At 67.2% G+C, this 17,484-nt stretch carries 14 protein-coding genes and 1 pseudogene; 9 read left to right on the plus strand and 6 right to left on the minus strand.

The annotated features are described in order from the left end of the window. The first annotated feature begins 32 nt into the window (after positions 1-32). Genes MICSW_RS00170 through mnhG form a run of 6 tightly spaced genes read left to right on the plus strand, consistent with a single transcriptional unit; the run spans position 33 to position 6,213 of the window. Positions 33-2,951 (plus strand): Na+/H+ antiporter subunit A, encoded by a 2,919-nt coding sequence (locus MICSW_RS00170; protein WP_292728106.1) that lies wholly within the window; start codon positions 33-35, stop codon positions 2,949-2,951. Beyond that, the gene (locus tag MICSW_RS00175; protein WP_228179239.1) at positions 2,948-3,415 is read left to right on the plus strand and encodes a Na(+)/H(+) antiporter subunit C; all 468 of its coding nucleotides are present in this window, start codon (positions 2,948-2,950) and stop codon (positions 3,413-3,415) included. Before MICSW_RS00170 ends, MICSW_RS00175 begins: the two co-directional genes overlap by 4 nt. Further along, positions 3,412-4,986: a Na+/H+ antiporter subunit D gene (locus MICSW_RS00180; protein WP_228179240.1), complete on the plus strand. Its 1,575-nt coding sequence runs from the start codon at positions 3,412-3,414 to the stop codon at positions 4,984-4,986. The genes MICSW_RS00175 and MICSW_RS00180 overlap by 4 nt, the downstream gene beginning before the upstream one ends. Continuing rightward, entirely contained in the window at positions 4,983-5,558 is a 576-nt protein-coding gene (locus MICSW_RS00185; RefSeq protein ID WP_228179241.1) for a Na+/H+ antiporter subunit E, read from the plus strand. The genes MICSW_RS00180 and MICSW_RS00185 overlap by 4 nt, the downstream gene beginning before the upstream one ends. Continuing rightward, on the plus strand, positions 5,555-5,830 hold the full coding sequence (locus tag MICSW_RS00190; RefSeq protein WP_228179242.1) for an MrpF/PhaF family protein: 276 nt from the start codon (positions 5,555-5,557) through the stop codon (positions 5,828-5,830). Before MICSW_RS00185 ends, MICSW_RS00190 begins: the two co-directional genes overlap by 4 nt. Next, positions 5,827-6,213, plus strand: coding sequence for a monovalent cation/H(+) antiporter subunit G (gene mnhG, locus MICSW_RS00195; RefSeq protein ID WP_292728112.1), 387 nt, complete (start codon positions 5,827-5,829; stop codon positions 6,211-6,213). The genes MICSW_RS00190 and mnhG overlap by 4 nt, the downstream gene beginning before the upstream one ends. Positions 6,214-6,216: 3 nt before the next feature. Here the strand turns inward: mnhG and MICSW_RS00200 are convergent, their stop codons facing one another. The 6 genes and pseudogenes from MICSW_RS00200 to MICSW_RS00225 form a co-directional block, all read right to left on the minus strand. After that, positions 6,217-8,808: a penicillin acylase family protein gene (locus MICSW_RS00200; protein WP_464496435.1), complete on the minus strand. Its 2,592-nt coding sequence runs from the start codon at positions 8,806-8,808 to the stop codon at positions 6,217-6,219. A 95-nt stretch (positions 8,809-8,903) separates the two neighbouring features. After that, a complete protein-coding gene (locus tag MICSW_RS00205) occupies positions 8,904-10,715 on the minus strand; it encodes a YhgE/Pip family protein (RefSeq protein WP_464496436.1) in 1,812 nt (603 codons plus the stop codon). Then, entirely contained in the window at positions 10,712-11,362 is a 651-nt protein-coding gene (locus MICSW_RS00210) for a P-loop NTPase family protein (RefSeq protein ID WP_464496437.1), read from the minus strand. Before MICSW_RS00210 ends, MICSW_RS00205 begins: the two co-directional genes overlap by 4 nt. After that, on the minus strand, positions 11,352-11,981 hold the full coding sequence (locus MICSW_RS00215) for a TetR family transcriptional regulator (protein ID WP_464496438.1): 630 nt from the start codon (positions 11,979-11,981) through the stop codon (positions 11,352-11,354). Before MICSW_RS00215 ends, MICSW_RS00210 begins: the two co-directional genes overlap by 11 nt. 77 nt (positions 11,982-12,058) lie before the next feature. Continuing rightward, a pseudogene (gene argG / locus MICSW_RS00220) lies at positions 12,059-13,500 on the minus strand (argininosuccinate synthase). Between the two features lie 11 nt (positions 13,501-13,511). Next, on the minus strand, positions 13,512-14,225 hold the full coding sequence (locus MICSW_RS00225; RefSeq protein WP_348681403.1) for a Pr6Pr family membrane protein: 714 nt from the start codon (positions 14,223-14,225) through the stop codon (positions 13,512-13,514). 103 nt (positions 14,226-14,328) lie between these two features. On the opposite strand from MICSW_RS00225, the gene MICSW_RS00230 reads away from it, so the two are divergent. The 3 genes from MICSW_RS00230 to MICSW_RS00240 all read left to right on the plus strand — a co-directional run bounded on the left by MICSW_RS00230 (position 14,329) and on the right by MICSW_RS00240 (position 17,393). Then, entirely contained in the window at positions 14,329-15,615 is a 1,287-nt protein-coding gene (locus MICSW_RS00230; RefSeq protein ID WP_292725952.1) for an adenylosuccinate synthase, read from the plus strand. 12 nt (positions 15,616-15,627) lie between these two features. Continuing rightward, positions 15,628-16,653 (plus strand): lactonase family protein, encoded by a 1,026-nt coding sequence (locus MICSW_RS00235; RefSeq protein WP_464496439.1) that lies wholly within the window; start codon positions 15,628-15,630, stop codon positions 16,651-16,653. A gap of 71 nt (positions 16,654-16,724) precedes the next feature. Then, the gene (locus tag MICSW_RS00240) at positions 16,725-17,393 is read left to right on the plus strand and encodes a CPBP family intramembrane glutamic endopeptidase (RefSeq protein ID WP_228179252.1); all 669 of its coding nucleotides are present in this window, start codon (positions 16,725-16,727) and stop codon (positions 17,391-17,393) included. Positions 17,394-17,484 lie beyond the last annotated feature (91 nt).

Here is a 17,484-nt window from a genome sequence, read left to right on the forward strand (position 1 = left end):
ATCGACGGGACGACGACCACGAGGAGGCCTGCATGCTCCTCGTTCTCGTGGCGTTCACGATCGGGTCACTCGCCCTGCCGGTGCTCGTGCGGGCGTGGGGGCCGCGAGCGTTCTTCTTCGCCGCCGCCGTCTCGTTCGGGGCTTTCGTCTACACCGCGGCGCTCTCTCCCCGAGTGCTCGCTTCGGACATCCCGTTCGAGTCGTTCACCTGGATCGGGCCCCTCGACATCGCGTTGTCGATGCGGATGGACACCCTCTCGTGGGTGCTCGCGCTGATCGTCACCGGAGTCGGCGCCCTCGTGCTGCTGTATTGCCGGTGGTACTTCGATGGCAAACAAGACCTCGGCCAGTTCGCCGCCGTACTGCTCGCGTTCGCGGGGGCGATGTACGGACTCGTTCTCACCGACGATGTCGTCGTGCTCGTGATGTTCTGGGAGGTCACGAGCGTTCTGTCGTACCTGCTTATCGGCTACTACAACCGGCGTGCGGCAAGCAGGCGGGCGGCGCTGCAGGCGCTCCTGGTGACAACCCTCGGTGGTCTTGTCATGCTCATCGGTGTCGTCCTGATCGTGGTGCAGGCGGGAACCTCGAGCCTGTCCGAGATCCTCGCCGACCCACCCGTCAGTCCCGTCGCGACAGCCGCGCTCGTGCTGCTGCTGGTCGGAGCGCTCAGCAAGTCGGCGATCTTCCCGTTCCACTTCTGGCTTCCGGGTGCGATGGCAGCGCCCACTCCGGTCTCGGCGTACCTGCACGCAGCGGCGATGGTCAAGGCGGGCATCTACCTCGTTGCGGTGTTGGCGCCGGTGTTCGCCGAGAACCCCGCGTGGCACCCGATCGTGATCGGCCTCGGCGGCTTCACGATGCTCCTGGGCGGATGGCAAGCCCTGCGCGAGACAGACCTCAAGCGCCTCCTCGCGTACGGGACTGTCAGTCAGCTCGGTTTCCTCATGGTCGTGCTCGGGTACGGCACACAAGATGCCGCGCTGGCGGGGCTGGCGTTGCTGCTCAGTCATGCCCTCTTCAAGTCGGCCCTGTTCCTGGTCGTCGGGATCATCGATCACCAGCTTTCGACCCGCGATCTTCGTGAGATCAGCGGGCTCGGACGCCAGGCGCCGGCCCTGGCCACGGCAGCGATCGTGTCGATCGCGTCCATGGTCGGGATCATCCCCACCGTCGGCTTCGTCGCCAAGGAAGGCGCTCTTGCCGCCCTCCTGGATGAGGCGCTCGGAGGCTCGGTGTGGGGCCTCATCGCGCTGCTTGCCGTCGTCGCCGGCTCAGTCCTGACCGCGGCGTACGGCATCCGGTTCGTGTGGGGCGCCTTCTGGACCAAGCGCGACATCGTCGCCGTCTCGTGGCCGGCGCCATCGGCCGGCTTCGTTTCGGCGCCCGTCATCTTGGCTATTCTCAGCCTCGGGGGAGGCTTCGCTGCTCCCCTGCTCGATGTCGCTTTCACGCCGTACGCACAGTTGGCGCCCGCCGCGACGTCGGGCGTTCCTGCGCCGGAACATCCCGCTTACCTCGCGCTGTGGCACGGGTTCGAGCCGGCCCTATGGATTTCGCTGGGTACGATCGCGCTCGGTGCCGTGCTCTTTGTCTTCACGGCGCGGGGAGTCGGACGCCGGCGCGTTCTTCCCTTCACGGCGGTGGATGCCTATAACGGCTCGTTGCGGATGATCGAGCGACTTTCGGTGCTGACGACCACGCTCGTTCAGCGGGGATCGCTGCCGGTCTACGTCGCCACGATCTTCCTCGTGCTCGTGGCCGGCGAGGGCACCGCGTTGTTGGCCTCATCCGATTGGCAGGCCGACCTGGATGCCTTCCATACGCCTGTGCAACTGGCCGTTGCTCCGGTGATGATCGCGGCAGGAGTCATCGCCGTTCGTGCCCGCAAGCGCTACACCGGCGTCGTCCTGGTCTCGGTCACGGGCCTGGGCATGGTGGTGCTGTTTGCCACGAGCGGTGCGCCCGATCTCGCCCTCACGCAGATCCTCGTCGAGACCGTCACCCTGGTCGCCTTTGCGCTCGTGCTGCGTCGCATCCCGTCGCGTCTGGGTGCCCATAACGGTTCGGCGTTCGCTGCGGGCCGCGCGGTGTTGGCCGTGCTCGTCGGGCTGACGATGGCCGGCGTTGCCATCGTGGCGACCGGAGCCCGCGTCGATCTGCCCATCTCGCTGGCCTTCCCGAACCTTGCCTACGAGATCGGGTACGGCAAGAACGTCGTCAACGTTGCGCTGGTCGACCTGCGTGGGTGGGACACGATGGGTGAACTCTCGGTCGTCGTGCTCGCCGCCACCGGCGTCGCATCGTTGGTGTTCGTCACGAACCGCTCCGATTCCCTGCCGCAGATCACCGCGCCGATCGTCCAGCGCGCTCAGCGCGCGCTGCGTCGCCGCACGCCGCTGGCCGAGACGGATGCCGACGGCCCAACCGGCCGCAATGCCTGGCTCGTCGCGGGGCAGCGCGTGCGTCCCGAGAACCGGTCGATCCTGCTCGAAATCGTGGTGCGTATCCTCTTCCACTCGATCATCATCGTGTCGCTGTACCTCCTGTTCGCCGGGCACAACCTTCCCGGTGGTGGGTTCGCGGCGGGTCTTGTTGCCGGGATGGCGCTGGTGATGCGCTACATCGCCGGGGGCCGCTACGAACTCGGTGCTGCGGCGCCGACTGACGCGGGGCGCTTCCTCGGGATCGGCATGGGAATCGCCGTTGCCTGCGCGATCATCCCGCTCGCCTTCGGCGTCGAGCCGCTGACCCGGGCCATCTTCGAGGCCGAGGTTCCCGTGCTCGGGCACATCGAGTTCGTCACCTCGACGATCTTCGACATCGGTGTCTATCTGGTCGTGATCGGGCTGGTCTTGGATGTGCTGCGCAGTCTCGGCGCCGAGGTCGACCGTCAGGCGAATGCTGCCGTGAACTCCGTCGCTGCGCGCGAGGGGGTGAGCGGATCGTGAACGTCTCGATCGTTCTGATCGTCATCATGGCAGTGCTCTTCGCCGCCGGTGTGTACGCGATGCTCGAGCGCAGCCTCACGCGCGTGCTCATCGGGTTTCTTCTGCTCGGCAACGCCGCAAACCTCTTACTGCTGATCGTTATGGGGCGCCCGGGGATCGCGCCCTTCTACGGCGACGGAGAACCCCAGGAGATGTCAGACCCTCTCCCCCAGGCACTGACGTTGACCGCGATCGTGATCACCTTCGCCATCTCGGCGTTCCTGCTGGCCCTGATCTACCGCTCGTGGCAGCTGGGGCAGGCCGACACCTTCGATGAAGACGAAGCGGATGTCGCGCTTCGCGAACGCGGCATGCGAGCCGACGACGAGATGGATCAGGAGATCGAACCCGAAGACGACGATGCGACGAGCGACTTCCTCGCATCCGAAGCCGCGGAAGACAGGACGAAGGGATCAGGGTCATGACCGCCCTCGTTCCGCTCCTGGTCACCCTGCCCCTGCTGGGTGCGGCCATTGCGCTCGTCGCCGGACGCCACCGCCGGGTTCAGGTGGGTGTCTCTGTCGTCACGCTCGTTCTGACGCTCGCGATCGCGACAGTGCTGCTGGTCGCCGTCGACGCGTCGAACCTCCCCTTCGCGGTGTCGGTGGGCGGCTGGCCTGTTCCGTTCGGGATCGTGCTCTACGTCGATCGCCTTGCGGCGCTGCTCGTCATGGTCTCGAGCGTCGTGCTGCTGGCCGTTCTGTTGTTCTCGATCGGGCAGGGAGCCGCCGACGGCGACGACGACACCCCGGTCTCGATCTTCCACCCGACCTACCTGATCCTCGCGGCGGGTATTTTCGTCGCCTTCACCGCGGGTGACCTGTTCAACCTGTACGTCGGGTTCGAGATTCTGCTCGTCGCGTCGTACGTGCTCATCACCCTCGGAAACAGCGAGCAACGCATCCGTGCGGGCATCACCTACATCGTCGTTTCTCTGGTTTCGTCGATCCTGTTCCTCTCGGCGATCGCGATGATCTATGGTGCGACCGGAACGGTCAACATGGTCCAGCTCGCGGACCGGATGACGCAGTTGCCGCAGGAGACGCAGTACGTGCTGCACGTCATGCTGCTGCTGGCCTTTGCGATCAAGGCCGCGGTCTTCCCGGTCTCGTTCTGGCTTCCCGACTCGTATCCGACGGCGCCCGCGCCGGTCACGGCGGTGTTCGCGGGCCTGCTGACGAAGGTCGGCGTCTACGCGATCATCCGCACCGAAACGCAGATCTTCCTCGAGAACGACCTCAATACGATCCTGCTCATCGCGGCGCTCGCGACGATGGTGATCGGCATCCTGGGTGCCGTCGCGCAGGCCGAACTCAAGCGGATCCTGTCGTTCACGCTGGTGAGCCACGTCGGCTACATGATCTTCGGGATCGCGATCGCCACGCCCGCGGCGATCGGGGCGACGATCTACTACATGGTCCACCACATCGTGGTGCAGACAACCCTCTTCCTTGCGGTGGGCCTGGTGGAGCGCCGTGCCGGCAGCACCTCGATCCTCAAGGTCAAGGGGCTCATGCGGGCAGCACCTGTCATCGCGCTGCTGTACTTCATCCCGGCTGTCAACCTCGGCGGCCTCCCCCCGTTCTCGGGCTTCATCGGCAAGTACGCGCTGTTCGACGCAGGCGCTGCGGTCGGCACGCCGCTGATGATGACACTCATCGTCGCGGGTATCGCCACGAGCCTGCTCACCCTCTACGCCCTCATGCGCGCCTGGAACCTCTCGTTCTGGCGCGAGGAGGACGACTCCACCGAGACGTCGCAGCGAACTGCCTACCTGCGGGAGGCACCCGCGGCAACGACGATCACCGAGCGCCGCGTGATTCCGCGCATCATGACGGCAGCGACCGCGGGAATGGTCGCGTTCAGTGTCGCCCTGACGGTCTTTGCGGGGCCGCTGTATGAGATCTGCGCGCGCGTCGGTGGGGCTCTGCTCGAGCCGATCACCGTCGTGCAGTTGGATGAATCGGTCGACATGAGCGGGGAGGTGCAGCAGTGACAGATCGCCCGGCCGAGACCGTCGGCTTCTTCACCGCCCTGTGGCGTCAGCTTCCCGTTCTGCTCTGGCTGATCGCACTGTGGATGCTGCTGTGGGGACAGTTCACGCTGCTCGCCTTCCTCACCGGGCTCGTCGCTGCGGTCGCTGTGACCACCATTTTCCATCTGCCCGTGGTCGAACTGTCGAACCGACTGAACCTCTGGTACGCGCTCGTGTTCGTCGTTACCTTCCTCGCGGGACTGGTGCGCGGTTCGCTGACTGTTGCGTGGCAGGTGCTCGATCTGCGCAGACAGCCCGGCGCAGCCGTCATCGCCGTCCAGCTGCGCACCGATGACGACCTGCTGATGGCACACACCGCGATCGCCTGTTCCCTGATTCCCGGCTCGCTCGTGCTGGATGCCGACCGTGATCGCCGCATCCTGTACCTCCACGTCATCGGCGTACGTGGCCAGGAACAGATCGAGGCCCACCGTCGCGAGACGCTCACGTGGGAGGCGCGCCTGACCCGGGCATTCGGATCCCGCGAGCAGCTCGAACGGCTGAGGCGGGCGCAGGAAGCGGAGGTGTCATGACGATCTCGACGATCCTGATCATCGCGATTTACGTCGCGTTCACGGCAGCGGCGCTCATCACGCTGTGGCGCATCGTCGTCGGTCCCTCGATCCTTGACCGCGCTGTCGCATCCGATGTGCTGCTGACCGAGGTTGTCTGCATCCTCGGCGCCGACATGGTGATCGGACACCACACCCGCACCCTGCCGGTGCTCCTGATCATCGCGGCGGTCGGCATCTTCGGATCGATCGCGATCGCACGGTTCGTCGCACGAAAGGACGTGACGAAATGACGGATGCTGAGATCGCGGCCCTTCTGGACGGAGCCGCTCTCGTGCTGATCCTGATCGGCGCGCTGTTGTGTGTGACGGCGGCGATCGGACTCGTGAGGTTTCGCGATGTGCCGAGCCGTCTGCATGCCGCGACCAAGCCGCAGGTCCTGGGCGTCATCCTGGTCTGTGTCGCGATCGCCCTCGCACAGCGCAGTTGGGCAGTGGTCGCGTTCATCGTGCCGATCATCCTGATCCAGCTCGCGGCATCGCCGCTGGCCGCTCATATGGTGGGGCGCCAGGCCTACCGCAACCGCACGATGGACGTGGATGACCTCGTCGTCGACGAACTCGCCGACGCCGAGATCGAGACCTCCCGCCCCGAGACCGGCGCTGGTCCCGGTTGACGCTCAGTTCGCCGGCTCGAGAGTCAGGGTGTGCTCGGTGGCAGCGGTTACAGCATCCCGAGTGAAGGCCCACGGTATGAGTCCTGCCGCTTGCCACGTTGCTGTCTGGTCGGTGTAGTTCTCATGGAACGCGTGACCGCTCGCGCCCGTCAGGTGGTTCCAGCCTGACGCGTCGAAGTCACTCAGGTCGACGACCATGCGCATCGAGGGCACCGTCGTCGTCGCGAAACCCTCACCGAGCGGCCATCCGGTCGCGTTGACCACCGAAGAGCCGCCGCCCACCGGGAACGGACCGCGGTTGAACAGGGCCTCGATGGGCGCGATACCCGAGGTGCCGAAGGTCTCGTGGGTGAGCGTGATCGCGTGCAGGGTGCCCCACCGCCACTGGAGTGGGTTTGATCCCTGCGCCGTCGTGAGGATCTCGGTCGCGCTGCGGGCGCTGGCCTCCAGCATGTCCCGCTGTCCCGACACGCCGATCTCGGTGTTCGTCCACCAGGGCGAACCCGGGTCTGCCAGCAGGTTCTGCACCACGAGGAACTGTCGCGACTGGCTTGTCAGTGGAACCGGCGTCGATCGACCGCGCGTGAACAGGTTCTGCGCGAGTTCGTCCCACACCACGTTCGCGAAGGCGGCTGCCGACGAGTCGGCGTCGTTCTGCGCGTCCCACTGCCGCAGCAGATCGAGTGCGGCATCGGTAGCCTCGTCGCCGGTCCGAAGGTTTTCGAACACGGTGATGAGGGTCTTGCCGATCTCGGACTGGTTGTCGGCCTGGATGCCGCGCATCACCTCGGCGGTGACGGGCCCTTCGGCTATGGCGCGCTGCAACAGTTCGTCGATGCGGGCCGCGCGCCAGCCGTAGTCCCAGTCGCGAGTGAGGAAGTACGGGTAGTTCTGGTCGACGATCGCGTTGTTCGCGGTGACGATGTACCCCTCGTCGGGGTTGTAGGCCACCGGCAGATCCGCGAACGGGACGTAGCCCTGCCAGTCATAGGCCGAGTCCCATCCGGGCTGGGGCAGGGACCCGTCACCGGCGCCGCGGATCGGCAGCTGCCCCGGAGTCTGATAGCCGATGTTGCCGGTGACATCCGCATAGATGAGGTTCTGTGCCGGCACGACGAACTTCTCGGCGGCGGCGCGGAACCCGGTGAAGTCCGTGGCGGCGTTCAGCTCGAAGATCGCCGTGGCCGTCGTTCCCGGTTGCAGCGCGGTCCATTGGATGCTGACGGCAGTCTCCCCTTCGGGCTCAGCCGTCGGGGTCACGGTGGCGCCTGCCGTGCCGGTCACGGGATCATCGGCGATCGCGTCGAAGTCCGCGGTCAGCCCCGAGACGATCGGGCCGTGCACCGTCGAGCGGATGGTCAGCTCGACATCCTCACCGCCGGCGACTTTCAGCGTTTCGGTGCGGGTGTCGAGGTCGACCAGCTGACCGTCGCGCCAGTACCGGTCGCCGTCGAGCTTCTCGATGTAGAGGTCGACGACATCCGTCGTGAGATTGGTGAACCCCCACGCGATCGACGCGTTGTGCCCGATGATGATGCCGGGCACGCCCGAGAAGCTGAAGCCGCTGACATCGAACGGGCACGTGTCACTCACGACGGAGCAGCGCAGACCGGCCTGGTACCAGACGCTCGGCAGGGAGGCTCCGAGGTGGGGGTCGTTGGCCAGCAGCGGCATCCCGGTGTCGGTGTAGTCGCCGGCCACCACCCAGGAGTTCGAACCGATGCCCTCGCCCGTGCCGCCGATCAGCGTCGAGACGGCGCTCACGACATCGGCCACCTCGGTCCACCGGATGCCGGCGGTCGCGGCATCCGCCGTCTCGGTCGCTGCCGGAACGTCAGTGATCTCAGGGACGATGACCGGGTTCTCGTCGAACGGGTAGGGCGGGTACAGCTCGAGGACCTGCTCATCGGTGTAGGTGGTGGCGAGCAACGCGCGCTCGGTCTCGGTTTCGATGTTGGACCGGAGGTCCCAGGCCATCGCTTTCAACCACGCGACCGAATCGGCGGGAGTCCAGGGTTCGATCTCGTAGTGGGCGTTCTGAAGGCCGAGAACTGCATACTCCAGTGAGATGTCTGCCTTGTCGCGGTCCACGAGATACGCGTTCACCCCGTCGGCGTAGGACTGGTAGTACGAGAGCGTGGTCTCATCGAGCGCCGCCACTTCCTGCTCGGCGATCTCGCGCCAGCCGAGAGTCCGCAAGAACGCATCGGTGCCGAGCTGGCTCTCGCCGAACAGCTCCGCCAGGCGGCCACTGGTGACGTGGCGGCGGAAGTCCATCTCCCAGAAGCGGTCCTGCGCGTGGACGTAGCCCTGCGCGAAGAACAGATCGTCGGTGGAGCTTGCGGTGATCGTCGGGATGCCGAGCTCGGAGCGCTGCACGGTGACGGCGCCCGAAAGCCCGTCCAGGGCGATCGTTCCCTCGGTCTGCGGGAAGGAGCGGTTCACGAACCACACGCCGACTCCCGCGGCGATCAGCGCGAGCACGACGACCCCCACGAACACGCTGTAGGCGATGAGGCCGATGCGGCGGCCGAGGCGCGGGCGAACCGGCGCGTCCGGGGCATCTCCGCTGAGGGCGGCTGCGGTCTTCGACATTGAAGCCTCTCGGGTGGGGCTGGTGGACACGCCGTCGCAGCGGGACTGGGATTCGGTGTCAGACGGTCATCCTAGCTCGCCAGCCCCGAACCGGGTCAGCCGATCAGGCTCGGCTGGAGATCGCGGAGGGTGCGGCCGTGGGTCATCCGCGAGACGCCGATCGCCGCGAGCGCGAGTCCACCCAGGAGCCACAGGCTCAGGATGCCGAGGTCAGTGCCGACGCGGGCAATGTCGCCGCCGTACATGAGCTGGCGCATCCCGTCGACGACGTAGCCCATTGGCAGGATGTGGTGCAGCCAGGTCAGCGGCTCGGGCAGCGTCTGCCAGGGGAAGGTTCCGCCGGCCGTCACGAGCTGCAGCACCATGAGGACGAGCCCCAGGAACTGGCCGACCGAGCCGAGCCACACGTTCAGGGCCAGGATGATCGCAGCATAAGTGAGTGAGGCGAACACCATCACGCCGAGGGTCGCCAGCGGATGCGAGAACGTGAAGCCGAGGGCCGCGGCGAGGATGCCGAACAGGGCGAGCATCTGCAGTCCGCCGAGAAGGCCCGGCGTGAGCCATCCGGCGAGGGTCACCCGGACCGGGGAGTGCAGGGCGGTCACTGCGCGACGCGAGATGGGCTTCACGATCAGGAAGAGCGCATAGATGCCGATCCATCCGGCAAGGGCTGCGAAAAACGGGGCCAGGCCCGCGCCGTAATCCCCCGCCGAGGCGACCTTGCCGGTCTCCACCGCAACCGGATCGGCGATCGTCTGCGCTTGCGCGTCGCGAAGCGCAGCATCCGAATCGGGGATCTGCGCGACCCCCGAGGCAAGGCCGTCGCGCAGCGACGCCGCCCCCTGGTCGATCTGCGTCAGTCCCTCCGCCAGGGTTCGGGATGCGGCATCCAGCTGTGCCCCACCGGCGGCGGCATCCTGAAGCCCGCCGGAGAGCTGCTGTGCGCCGGCGGCGACTTGCGCGGCGCCGGCGGCGAGAGCGTCGACGGATGACACAGCGCTCTGGACCCGCGCGTTGGCGTTCTGCACAGCCCCGGCAAGCGGATCGAGGCGGGCGAGCACCGCGTCGATCTGGTCGGGCGTCAGCCCCTCGGCGGTGAGGGCGTCAATGATGTCCTGGCGAACCGTCGGGAGCTCGTTGACAGCCTGCTGGCTGGCGGCGCTGGCCTGGTCGGCGTAGCCCGCCAGCGTTGCGGTGCCGTCGGAGACCTGAGCTGCCCCGGCTGCCAGCTGCGGAGCAGCCTGCGCAAGCTGTGTGACACCGGACGAGAGCTGCGCAGCGCCGTCGGCCAGGCGAGCGGAGCCGTCGGATGCCTGATTCGTGCCGTCGGTGAGCTGGGTCGCGCCGGTGACGGCATCCTCGAGACTCGAGCGGATGTCGGCGATCCCCGAAAGCAAGCGCGACGCTGCTTCCTGTCCGACAAGTTGCGCCACTGACGCACGAATCTTCTCGATCGCCTGGTCGCCGATCGTTGAGGCGAGGTAGTTGTTGGCGTCGTTGGTCTCCAGCGACAGGGTGGCCTGGTGGGGGTCACTACCCGAGATCGATACGAGTGCTGTCGAGAAGTCAGCCGGAATCGTGACCGTGAAGTCCACCGATCCCTGTTCGAGGGCGTTCGCGGCGGCATCCGCGTCGAGCGCGCGCCAATCGAAGCTGCCGTCGGAGAGAAGGCTCCCCGCGACCTCGTCACCGTAGTTCACCGGCAAGCCGTCGTTGTCGGCCCCGGTGTCGAGGTTCACCAGGGCAACCGGAACCTCGCTCAGTCTGCCGTAGGGGTCCTGATTCGCCCACAGATAGACGCCGCCGTAAAGCACGGGGACCAGCATGAGCGCCAGGAGGGCGATGATCGACATGCGCGTCGCGGTCAGGCGCCGAAACTCGGCGGCGATCATGGCGGGGACCTTCATGCTCGATCCTCCTCGGGGAGCGCGCTCTCGTCCGGTGGGCCGAGCTCGGCACGTGGAGCGATGTCAGCAAGCACCGCCCCCGAGGCCGCGCCGGCGATCACCAGAACGCTTATGCCGCGATCGGCAAAGCCCACGGCGATCTGCCACCACCGCTGCGGGTGACCACCGTGACGATCGGGCGAAACGACGACGAGACCCTCCACCCCCGGCCGGAGAACTGCGAGTTCCATCAGTAGCCGGAGGCGGGCAGCGGGTGCCACATCGGCGATCGGCAGACGCGAGAGCGCAGCGGCGTCGTGGGCGACCAGCCACTGCTTCACCGCGCGAGGCGAAGCTGGATGACCCGCGAACATGAGTTCCTCCGCGACGATGCCCCATACGGTGACGTTGGGTGCGGGATCGCTGACATCCGGCGCGTCGACGAGGGCTACTCGTCGGCGCAGCGCGCCACGGTCCGAAACCCCGTCGATCCGGACGGTGCCGGTGTCGGGTGTCATCCTGCCCGCCGCGATCAGACCGAGAACGGTGGGGCGCTGTTCGGTCTCGGCGACGGCGAGTCGGGCGACACCATTGCCGTAGCCGAGGCTCATGTGCGGGAGTGCGATCCCGCGCCGGCCCTTGCTGACGTCCGAGAGTTCAACGTGCATCGGGAGCCTCTCCCTTGTCTACGTTCGGCAGCCGGGCATCGACATCCTGCCAAGACAGCCCGGCAATGCTGAGCACCGCACGCACTGCCAGCTGAGCCGTGGCCTCGGCATCCTGTTCGTCCCAGCGCACGATGAGTGTGCGCGCTGTCTCCTCGATCAAGCGGGTGAGGGTGGCGGCGCTGATGTCGCGCCGCATCCGGCCCGTCCGCTGGCCTGACTCGACGATCGCCGCGAGCCGCGCCCGCACGGGAGCGAGGGATGCCGCGGTCAGCGTCAGGTAGCGCTCTTCGAGCGCGATCGCCGCGGACGCGTGAACAAGGGAGGCCTCCTGCCAGAGTCGGGTGGTCAGCTCGGTCAGCTCAGCCAACGGTTCTGAGGCGGAGACGCCGAGAGCTATCGCGTTGAATCGCTCTGCACCGCGCTCGATGACTGCGCGCACCAGTGCATCGCGATCGGCGAAGTGCCCATAGAGCGCGCGGCGCGTGAGGCCTGCGGCCCGGGCGATCGTGGCCAGCGAAGCTCGCGGATCGCGGGCGATCTCCCGCTGCGCGCAGGAGAGGAGCTCGTCGCGGTTGCGCACGGCGTCCCGGCGCGATGGGCGCACAGCAATCTCGGGCATGCATCGATGATCGCAGAAAGTGCACACTCATGTGCACTTTTATCGGCGAATGCTCAGCCGTCGCCGGTCGGCACCACTCAGTCGGCGCCGAAGTCGAATGCAGCAGCTTCGCCCGCGGCATCCGTCGCCTCGGCGAGCTCTTCGCGGTCGTGATCATAGGGCGCCGCGTGCTCGGTGATCTCGTCAGCCTCGCCGCGCTTGAGGGCACCGATCAGCTCACCGGTCGGCCCGCCCAGCAGACCCATGCTCGCGTACTGCTCGAGCCGCGTGCGGGAATCGGCGATGTCGAGGTTTCGCATCGTGAGCTGGCCGATGCGGTCGGTCGGACCGAACGCGGCGTCGCCGACCCGTTCCATCGAGAGCTTCTCTGGGCCGTAGGACATCACGGGCGCGGTGGTGTCGAGGACGGTGTAATCCTCGCCGCGCCGCAGCCGCAGCGTGACCGTTCCCGTGATCGTGGAGCCGACCCACTTCTGGATCGACTCGCGCAGCATGATCGACTGCGGCTCGAGCCAGCGGCCCTCGTACATGAGACGCCCGAGGCGCCGGCCCTGCTCGTGGTACGTCGCGAGCGTGTCTTCGTTCACAATCGCGTTGACCAGGCGCTCGTAGGCGATGAACAGCAGGGCCATTCCCGGGGCTTCGTAGATCCCGCGCGACTTGGCCTCGATGATGCGGTTCTCGATCTGGTCGCTCATGCCCAGGCCATGGCGGCCACCGATGCGATTGGCCTCGAAGACCAGTTCCACCGGGTCGGAGTACTCCCTGCCGTTGAGCGCGACCGGGCGGCCCCCCTCGAAGGTCACCGTGACATCCTCGGTGGCGATCTCCACCGCGGGGTCCCAGAAGCGCACCCCCATGATCGGCTCGACGGTCTCGAGCGACACCTCGAGGTGCTCGAGCGTCTTGGCCTCGTGCGTCGCGCCCCAGATGTTGGCATCCGTGGAGTACGCCTTCTCGGCGGAGTCGCGGTACGGGAATCCGTGCGCCACGAGCCACTCGCTCATCTCCTTGCGACCCCCGAGCTCACGGACGAACTCGGCATCCAGCCACGGCTTGTAGATGCGCAGCGCGGGGTTGGCGAGCAGGCCGTAGCGGTAGAAGCGCTCGATGTCGTTGCCCTTGTAGGTCGAGCCATCGCCCCAGATGTCGACGCCGTCCTCTTTCATTGCGCGAACGAGCAGGGTACCGGTGACGGCGCGGCCCAGCGGCGTCGTGTTGAAGTACGTGCGGCCGCCCGAGCGGATGTGGAACGCGCCGCAGGACAGAGCGACGAAGCCCTCCTCGACGAGCGCGGTCTTGCAGTCGACGAGCCGCGACACCTCGGCGCCGTAGGTGAGCGCTCGGCCGGGAATGGCGGCGATGTCGTCTTCGTCGGGCTGGCCCAGGTCCCCCGTGTAGGTGCAGGGCACCGCGCCCTTGTCGCGCATCCAGGCGACAGCCACGGAGGTGTCCAGGCCCCCGAGAAGGCGATGCCGATGCGCTCGCCGATGGGCAGGGACTGGAGGACCTTCGACATGGAACCTCAGTCTACTGAGCGGTGCCGGCCGCCTTCACGCGGGCAGCGCCGCGACGACGACCGACCCAGATCACCCCGGCTGCAAGCACCAGGATGCCGGCCGCGATGCCGACGACGTAGAGGGCGACTCCGCCGTACCCCCACGGCTGGAGGTTGGGATTCAGGAACGGGTAGGGATACCACCACGGGTTGCCGGTGCGGAAGTCGGTGACGAGCGGTCCGCGCACGAGGGTGTAGATCACCCACACGATCGGGAAGGCAATGATCGTCCAGAGCGCACGCCAGGGAAGGCGACGTCGAAGTGGGCCGAAGAACACGTCCAGCAGGATGAACAGGGGAGCCCAGACGTGCAGGATCTCGTTCGACCACGGAACTGTGGATCCCTGGGGAAGCGGGATGTTGCGCAGCAGCGCGTTGTAGACGATCCCGGTGATGAGCATGTAGGTCGACACTGCTGCGAGGAGCGTGGCAAACCAGGCGGGATCGACGCGGCTCCCGCGCCAGATCAGGATCGCGCCGGTCGTCAGAGCGATCGCCGCGCCCACGTTTGAGAGGATCGTGAAGAAGCTGAAGAAGTCGACGGCGGTCAGGACCAGAGGCCAACCGTTGCTGGCGGAGATGCTCAGGGTGCGCACCAGCTGGCCGACGATTGCCGCCACGCCGGCGGCAGCTGCGAGCAGTCGCAACGCCGCCCACGCGTTGGCCCAGGCCCGTGATCTCAGCATGCGCTCACGATATCCAGCGGGAGCGCGAAAGCCTTCTCGGGCCGGGACGCGACGCGCCGATAGACTCGAGACCTACCAGCTCGTCACCCCGGGGGAATTCGTCATGCCAGGCATCGTGATCGTCGGAGTGCAGTGGGGCGACGAAGGTAAGGGCAAAGCCACCGATCTGCTCGGTGACCGCACCGACTGGGTCGTCAAGTTCAACGGCGGCAACAACGCCGGTCACACCGTTGTGATCGGCGATGAGAAGTATGCCCTGCACTTGCTGCCCTCGGGCATCCTCTCGCCGGGAGTGAACGCGGTCATCGGCAACGGAGTCGTGGTCGACCTCGAGGTCCTCTTCGGCGAGCTCGAGGCGCTGCGCGCTCGGGGCATCGACACGTCGCGATTGAAGATCAGCTCGGCAGCGCACGTCATCACGCAGTATCACCGCACGCTCGACAAGGTCACCGAGCGCTTCCTCGGCAAGCGCCAGATCGGAACGACGGGGCGCGGCATCGGGCCGGCGTACGCCGACAAGATCAACCGTGTCGGCATCCGGATGCAGGACCTGTTCGACGAGAAGATCCTGCGGCAGAAGGTCGAGGGCGCCCTCGAGCAGAAGAACCACCTGCTCGTGAAGGTCTACAACCGTCGCGCGATCGAGGTCGACGAGATCGTCGAGGACCTGCTCTCGTACACCGAACGGCTTCGCCCGATGGTGACCGACACCTCGCTCCTGCTCAACGACGCGCTCGACAAGGGCGAACTCGTCGTGTTCGAGGGCGGCCAGGCCACCATGCTCGATGTCGACCACGGCACCTACCCATTCGTCACGTCTTCGTCGGCTACCGCGGGCGGTGCCGCGACAGGATCCGGCGTCGGCCCCAATCGCCTCGACCGGATCGTCGGCATCGTCAAGGCCTACACGACGCGCGTCGGCTCCGGCCCCTTCCCGACGGAGCTCTTCGACGAGCAGGGCGAGTGGATCCGTCAGCGTGGGTTCGAGTTCGGGACCACGACCGGACGACCGCGGCGGGTCGGGTGGTACGACGCGCCCATCACCAGGTACGCCACGCGTATCAACGGCATCACCGACCTGGTGCTCACCAAACTCGACATCCTGACCGGGCTCGAGCAGATCCCCGTGTGCGTCGCGTACGAGGTCGACGGGCGCCGCTTCGACGACGTGCCCGACAATCAGTCGGACTTCCACCACGCGCGCCCGATCCTGGAGTACCTGCCCGGCTGGAGCGAGGACATCTCCGGGGCGCGAACGTTCGAGGACCTACCGCTGGAAGCTCAGGACTACGTCCTCGCCCTCGAGGAGATGAGCGGCACCCGCATCTCGGTGATCGGTGTCGGACCCGGCCGGGATGCCGTCATCGTGCGCCACGACCTGGTCGACTGAGCTCTCTCACCCATGCGTTTTCTTGTAGGCGGCTACACGGCCGACATGGAGGGCACTGCCGAGGGGATCGGCCTGCTCACCGCCGGCGACGCCGACTCGACGACGGGCGGCGCGCTGAGCTGGCGCGGCATCCTGGCCTCGGCCCCGTCGCCGTCCTGGGTGGCGAAGCATCCGACCCTCGATGTGGTGTACGCGACCCTCGAAGGCTCCGGAGCAGTCCAGGCCTTCCAGGAGCGGGGACCCGACCAGTGGGACGCTCTCGGGCAGCCGACCCCTGTCGGCGCCGCGCCGTGCCACATTCTCGCCGGTCGTGAGCGGCTCTTCGTCGCCTGTTGGGGAGACGGCCAGGTCGTGCAGCTCGAGCTGGACACTGACGGCGGCATCCGCGGTTCTGCAACGGCGGATGCGGCATCCGATCCATACGCGGGGTTCGACCAGGAGCCGCGGGTCTCGCACGCCCATCAGTCGATCGTCGTGAGCCCCGGTGTCGTCGCTACGACGGACATGGGGTTCGACCTCGTCAGGTTTTGGCAGACGGGATCTCGTGCGCCACGGCTCGTACAGGAGGTGACGCTGCCCCGCGGCTCCGGGCCGCGGCACGGCATCCTGCACCCGAGCGGCCACCTGTACATCGTCGCCGAGCTCTCGTGCGAACTGTTCGTGCTGGCCCCGGACGACACCGGAACGTGGCATCTGGTCGGCGGAACGCCGCTGGGCACGGGGACCCTCGACGGTGACACTGCCGCGGAACTCGCGCGATCTGCCGACGGCACACTCCTCTATGCCGGGGTGCGGGGAAGCAACACGATCGCCGTGATGCGGGTGACCGGCGACGGCGAGACGGTCTCGCCGCTCGCGCTCGTGGAGGCCGGAGTCGACTGGCCGCGGCACCACCTGGTCGTCGGTGACGGTTTGCTCGTCGCGGGCCAGCGATCGAGCGACGTCGCGGTGTTGCCTTTCGATGCTCGCGGGATTCCGGGGCGTGCCAGGACCAGGACCGAGGTCCCTTCACCGACCTGCCTCCTGCGCCTACCGTGACAATCGCCGCAGGGGTCTGACTCCCAGCTCGCCGCCTGAGAGCGGTCACCAGTGCTTGCGCGGAGGTCGAGATGCCGTCTGCCGTTGACACGGCCGTAGCCGGACGCCGAGGGAGCGTCGTCGTCTATCTGGTTGTCGCGTTCGGGTTCACGTGGCTGGTGTGGGCGCCCCTGGTGGTTGCGGCGCTGGGCTCGACCGAGCTGCCGCCGGTTCCCCTCATCTTCTTCGTCGGTTCGTTCGGTCCGCTCGCGGGCGCGGTTGCCGCCAGCGCCTTCAGTGGCGGCTGGCGAGGGGTGCGCGCGGGGGCTCTGCGCACCTTCTCGGTGCGGTTCCGCGGGGTGTGGTGGTGGTGGGCCCTAGGGATGCCGATCGCGTACTTCCTGATCGGCTACCTCACCGCGGCCATCGTCGCAGGCGGCTGGCCCGACATGACGCAGTTCGGACTGACCGAGAAGCTTCCCGGGTGGAACGTGGCAGCCGTGGCCGTCGTGTGGATCCTCACCTTCGGGCTCGGGGAGGAAGCGGGATGGCGGGGCTGGTTGCTGCCGCACCTCGCGGAGCGTCTGTCCACGTTCTGGGCTGCGCTCACCGTCGCAGGTGTGTGGATCGTGTGGCATGCGCCGGCTTTCGTCTTCAACCCGACCTATCGCGAGATGGGCCCGGGCATCATCTGGCGCTCTCGGGAGCGCGGAGGGGCTATGCACTCACCCCGGGCTCCGAGGAAGCAGCGGGGACACTGAGCGACACGGTGCGGTCGCCTGGCCGCGGGGGCGAGTGATCCTGCATGAGCGCCGCTGCAGCGAGAGCGATGGCAGCGGCTGCGATCAGACC

It is taken from the genome of Microbacterium sp. SW12, from assembly GCF_055391095.1.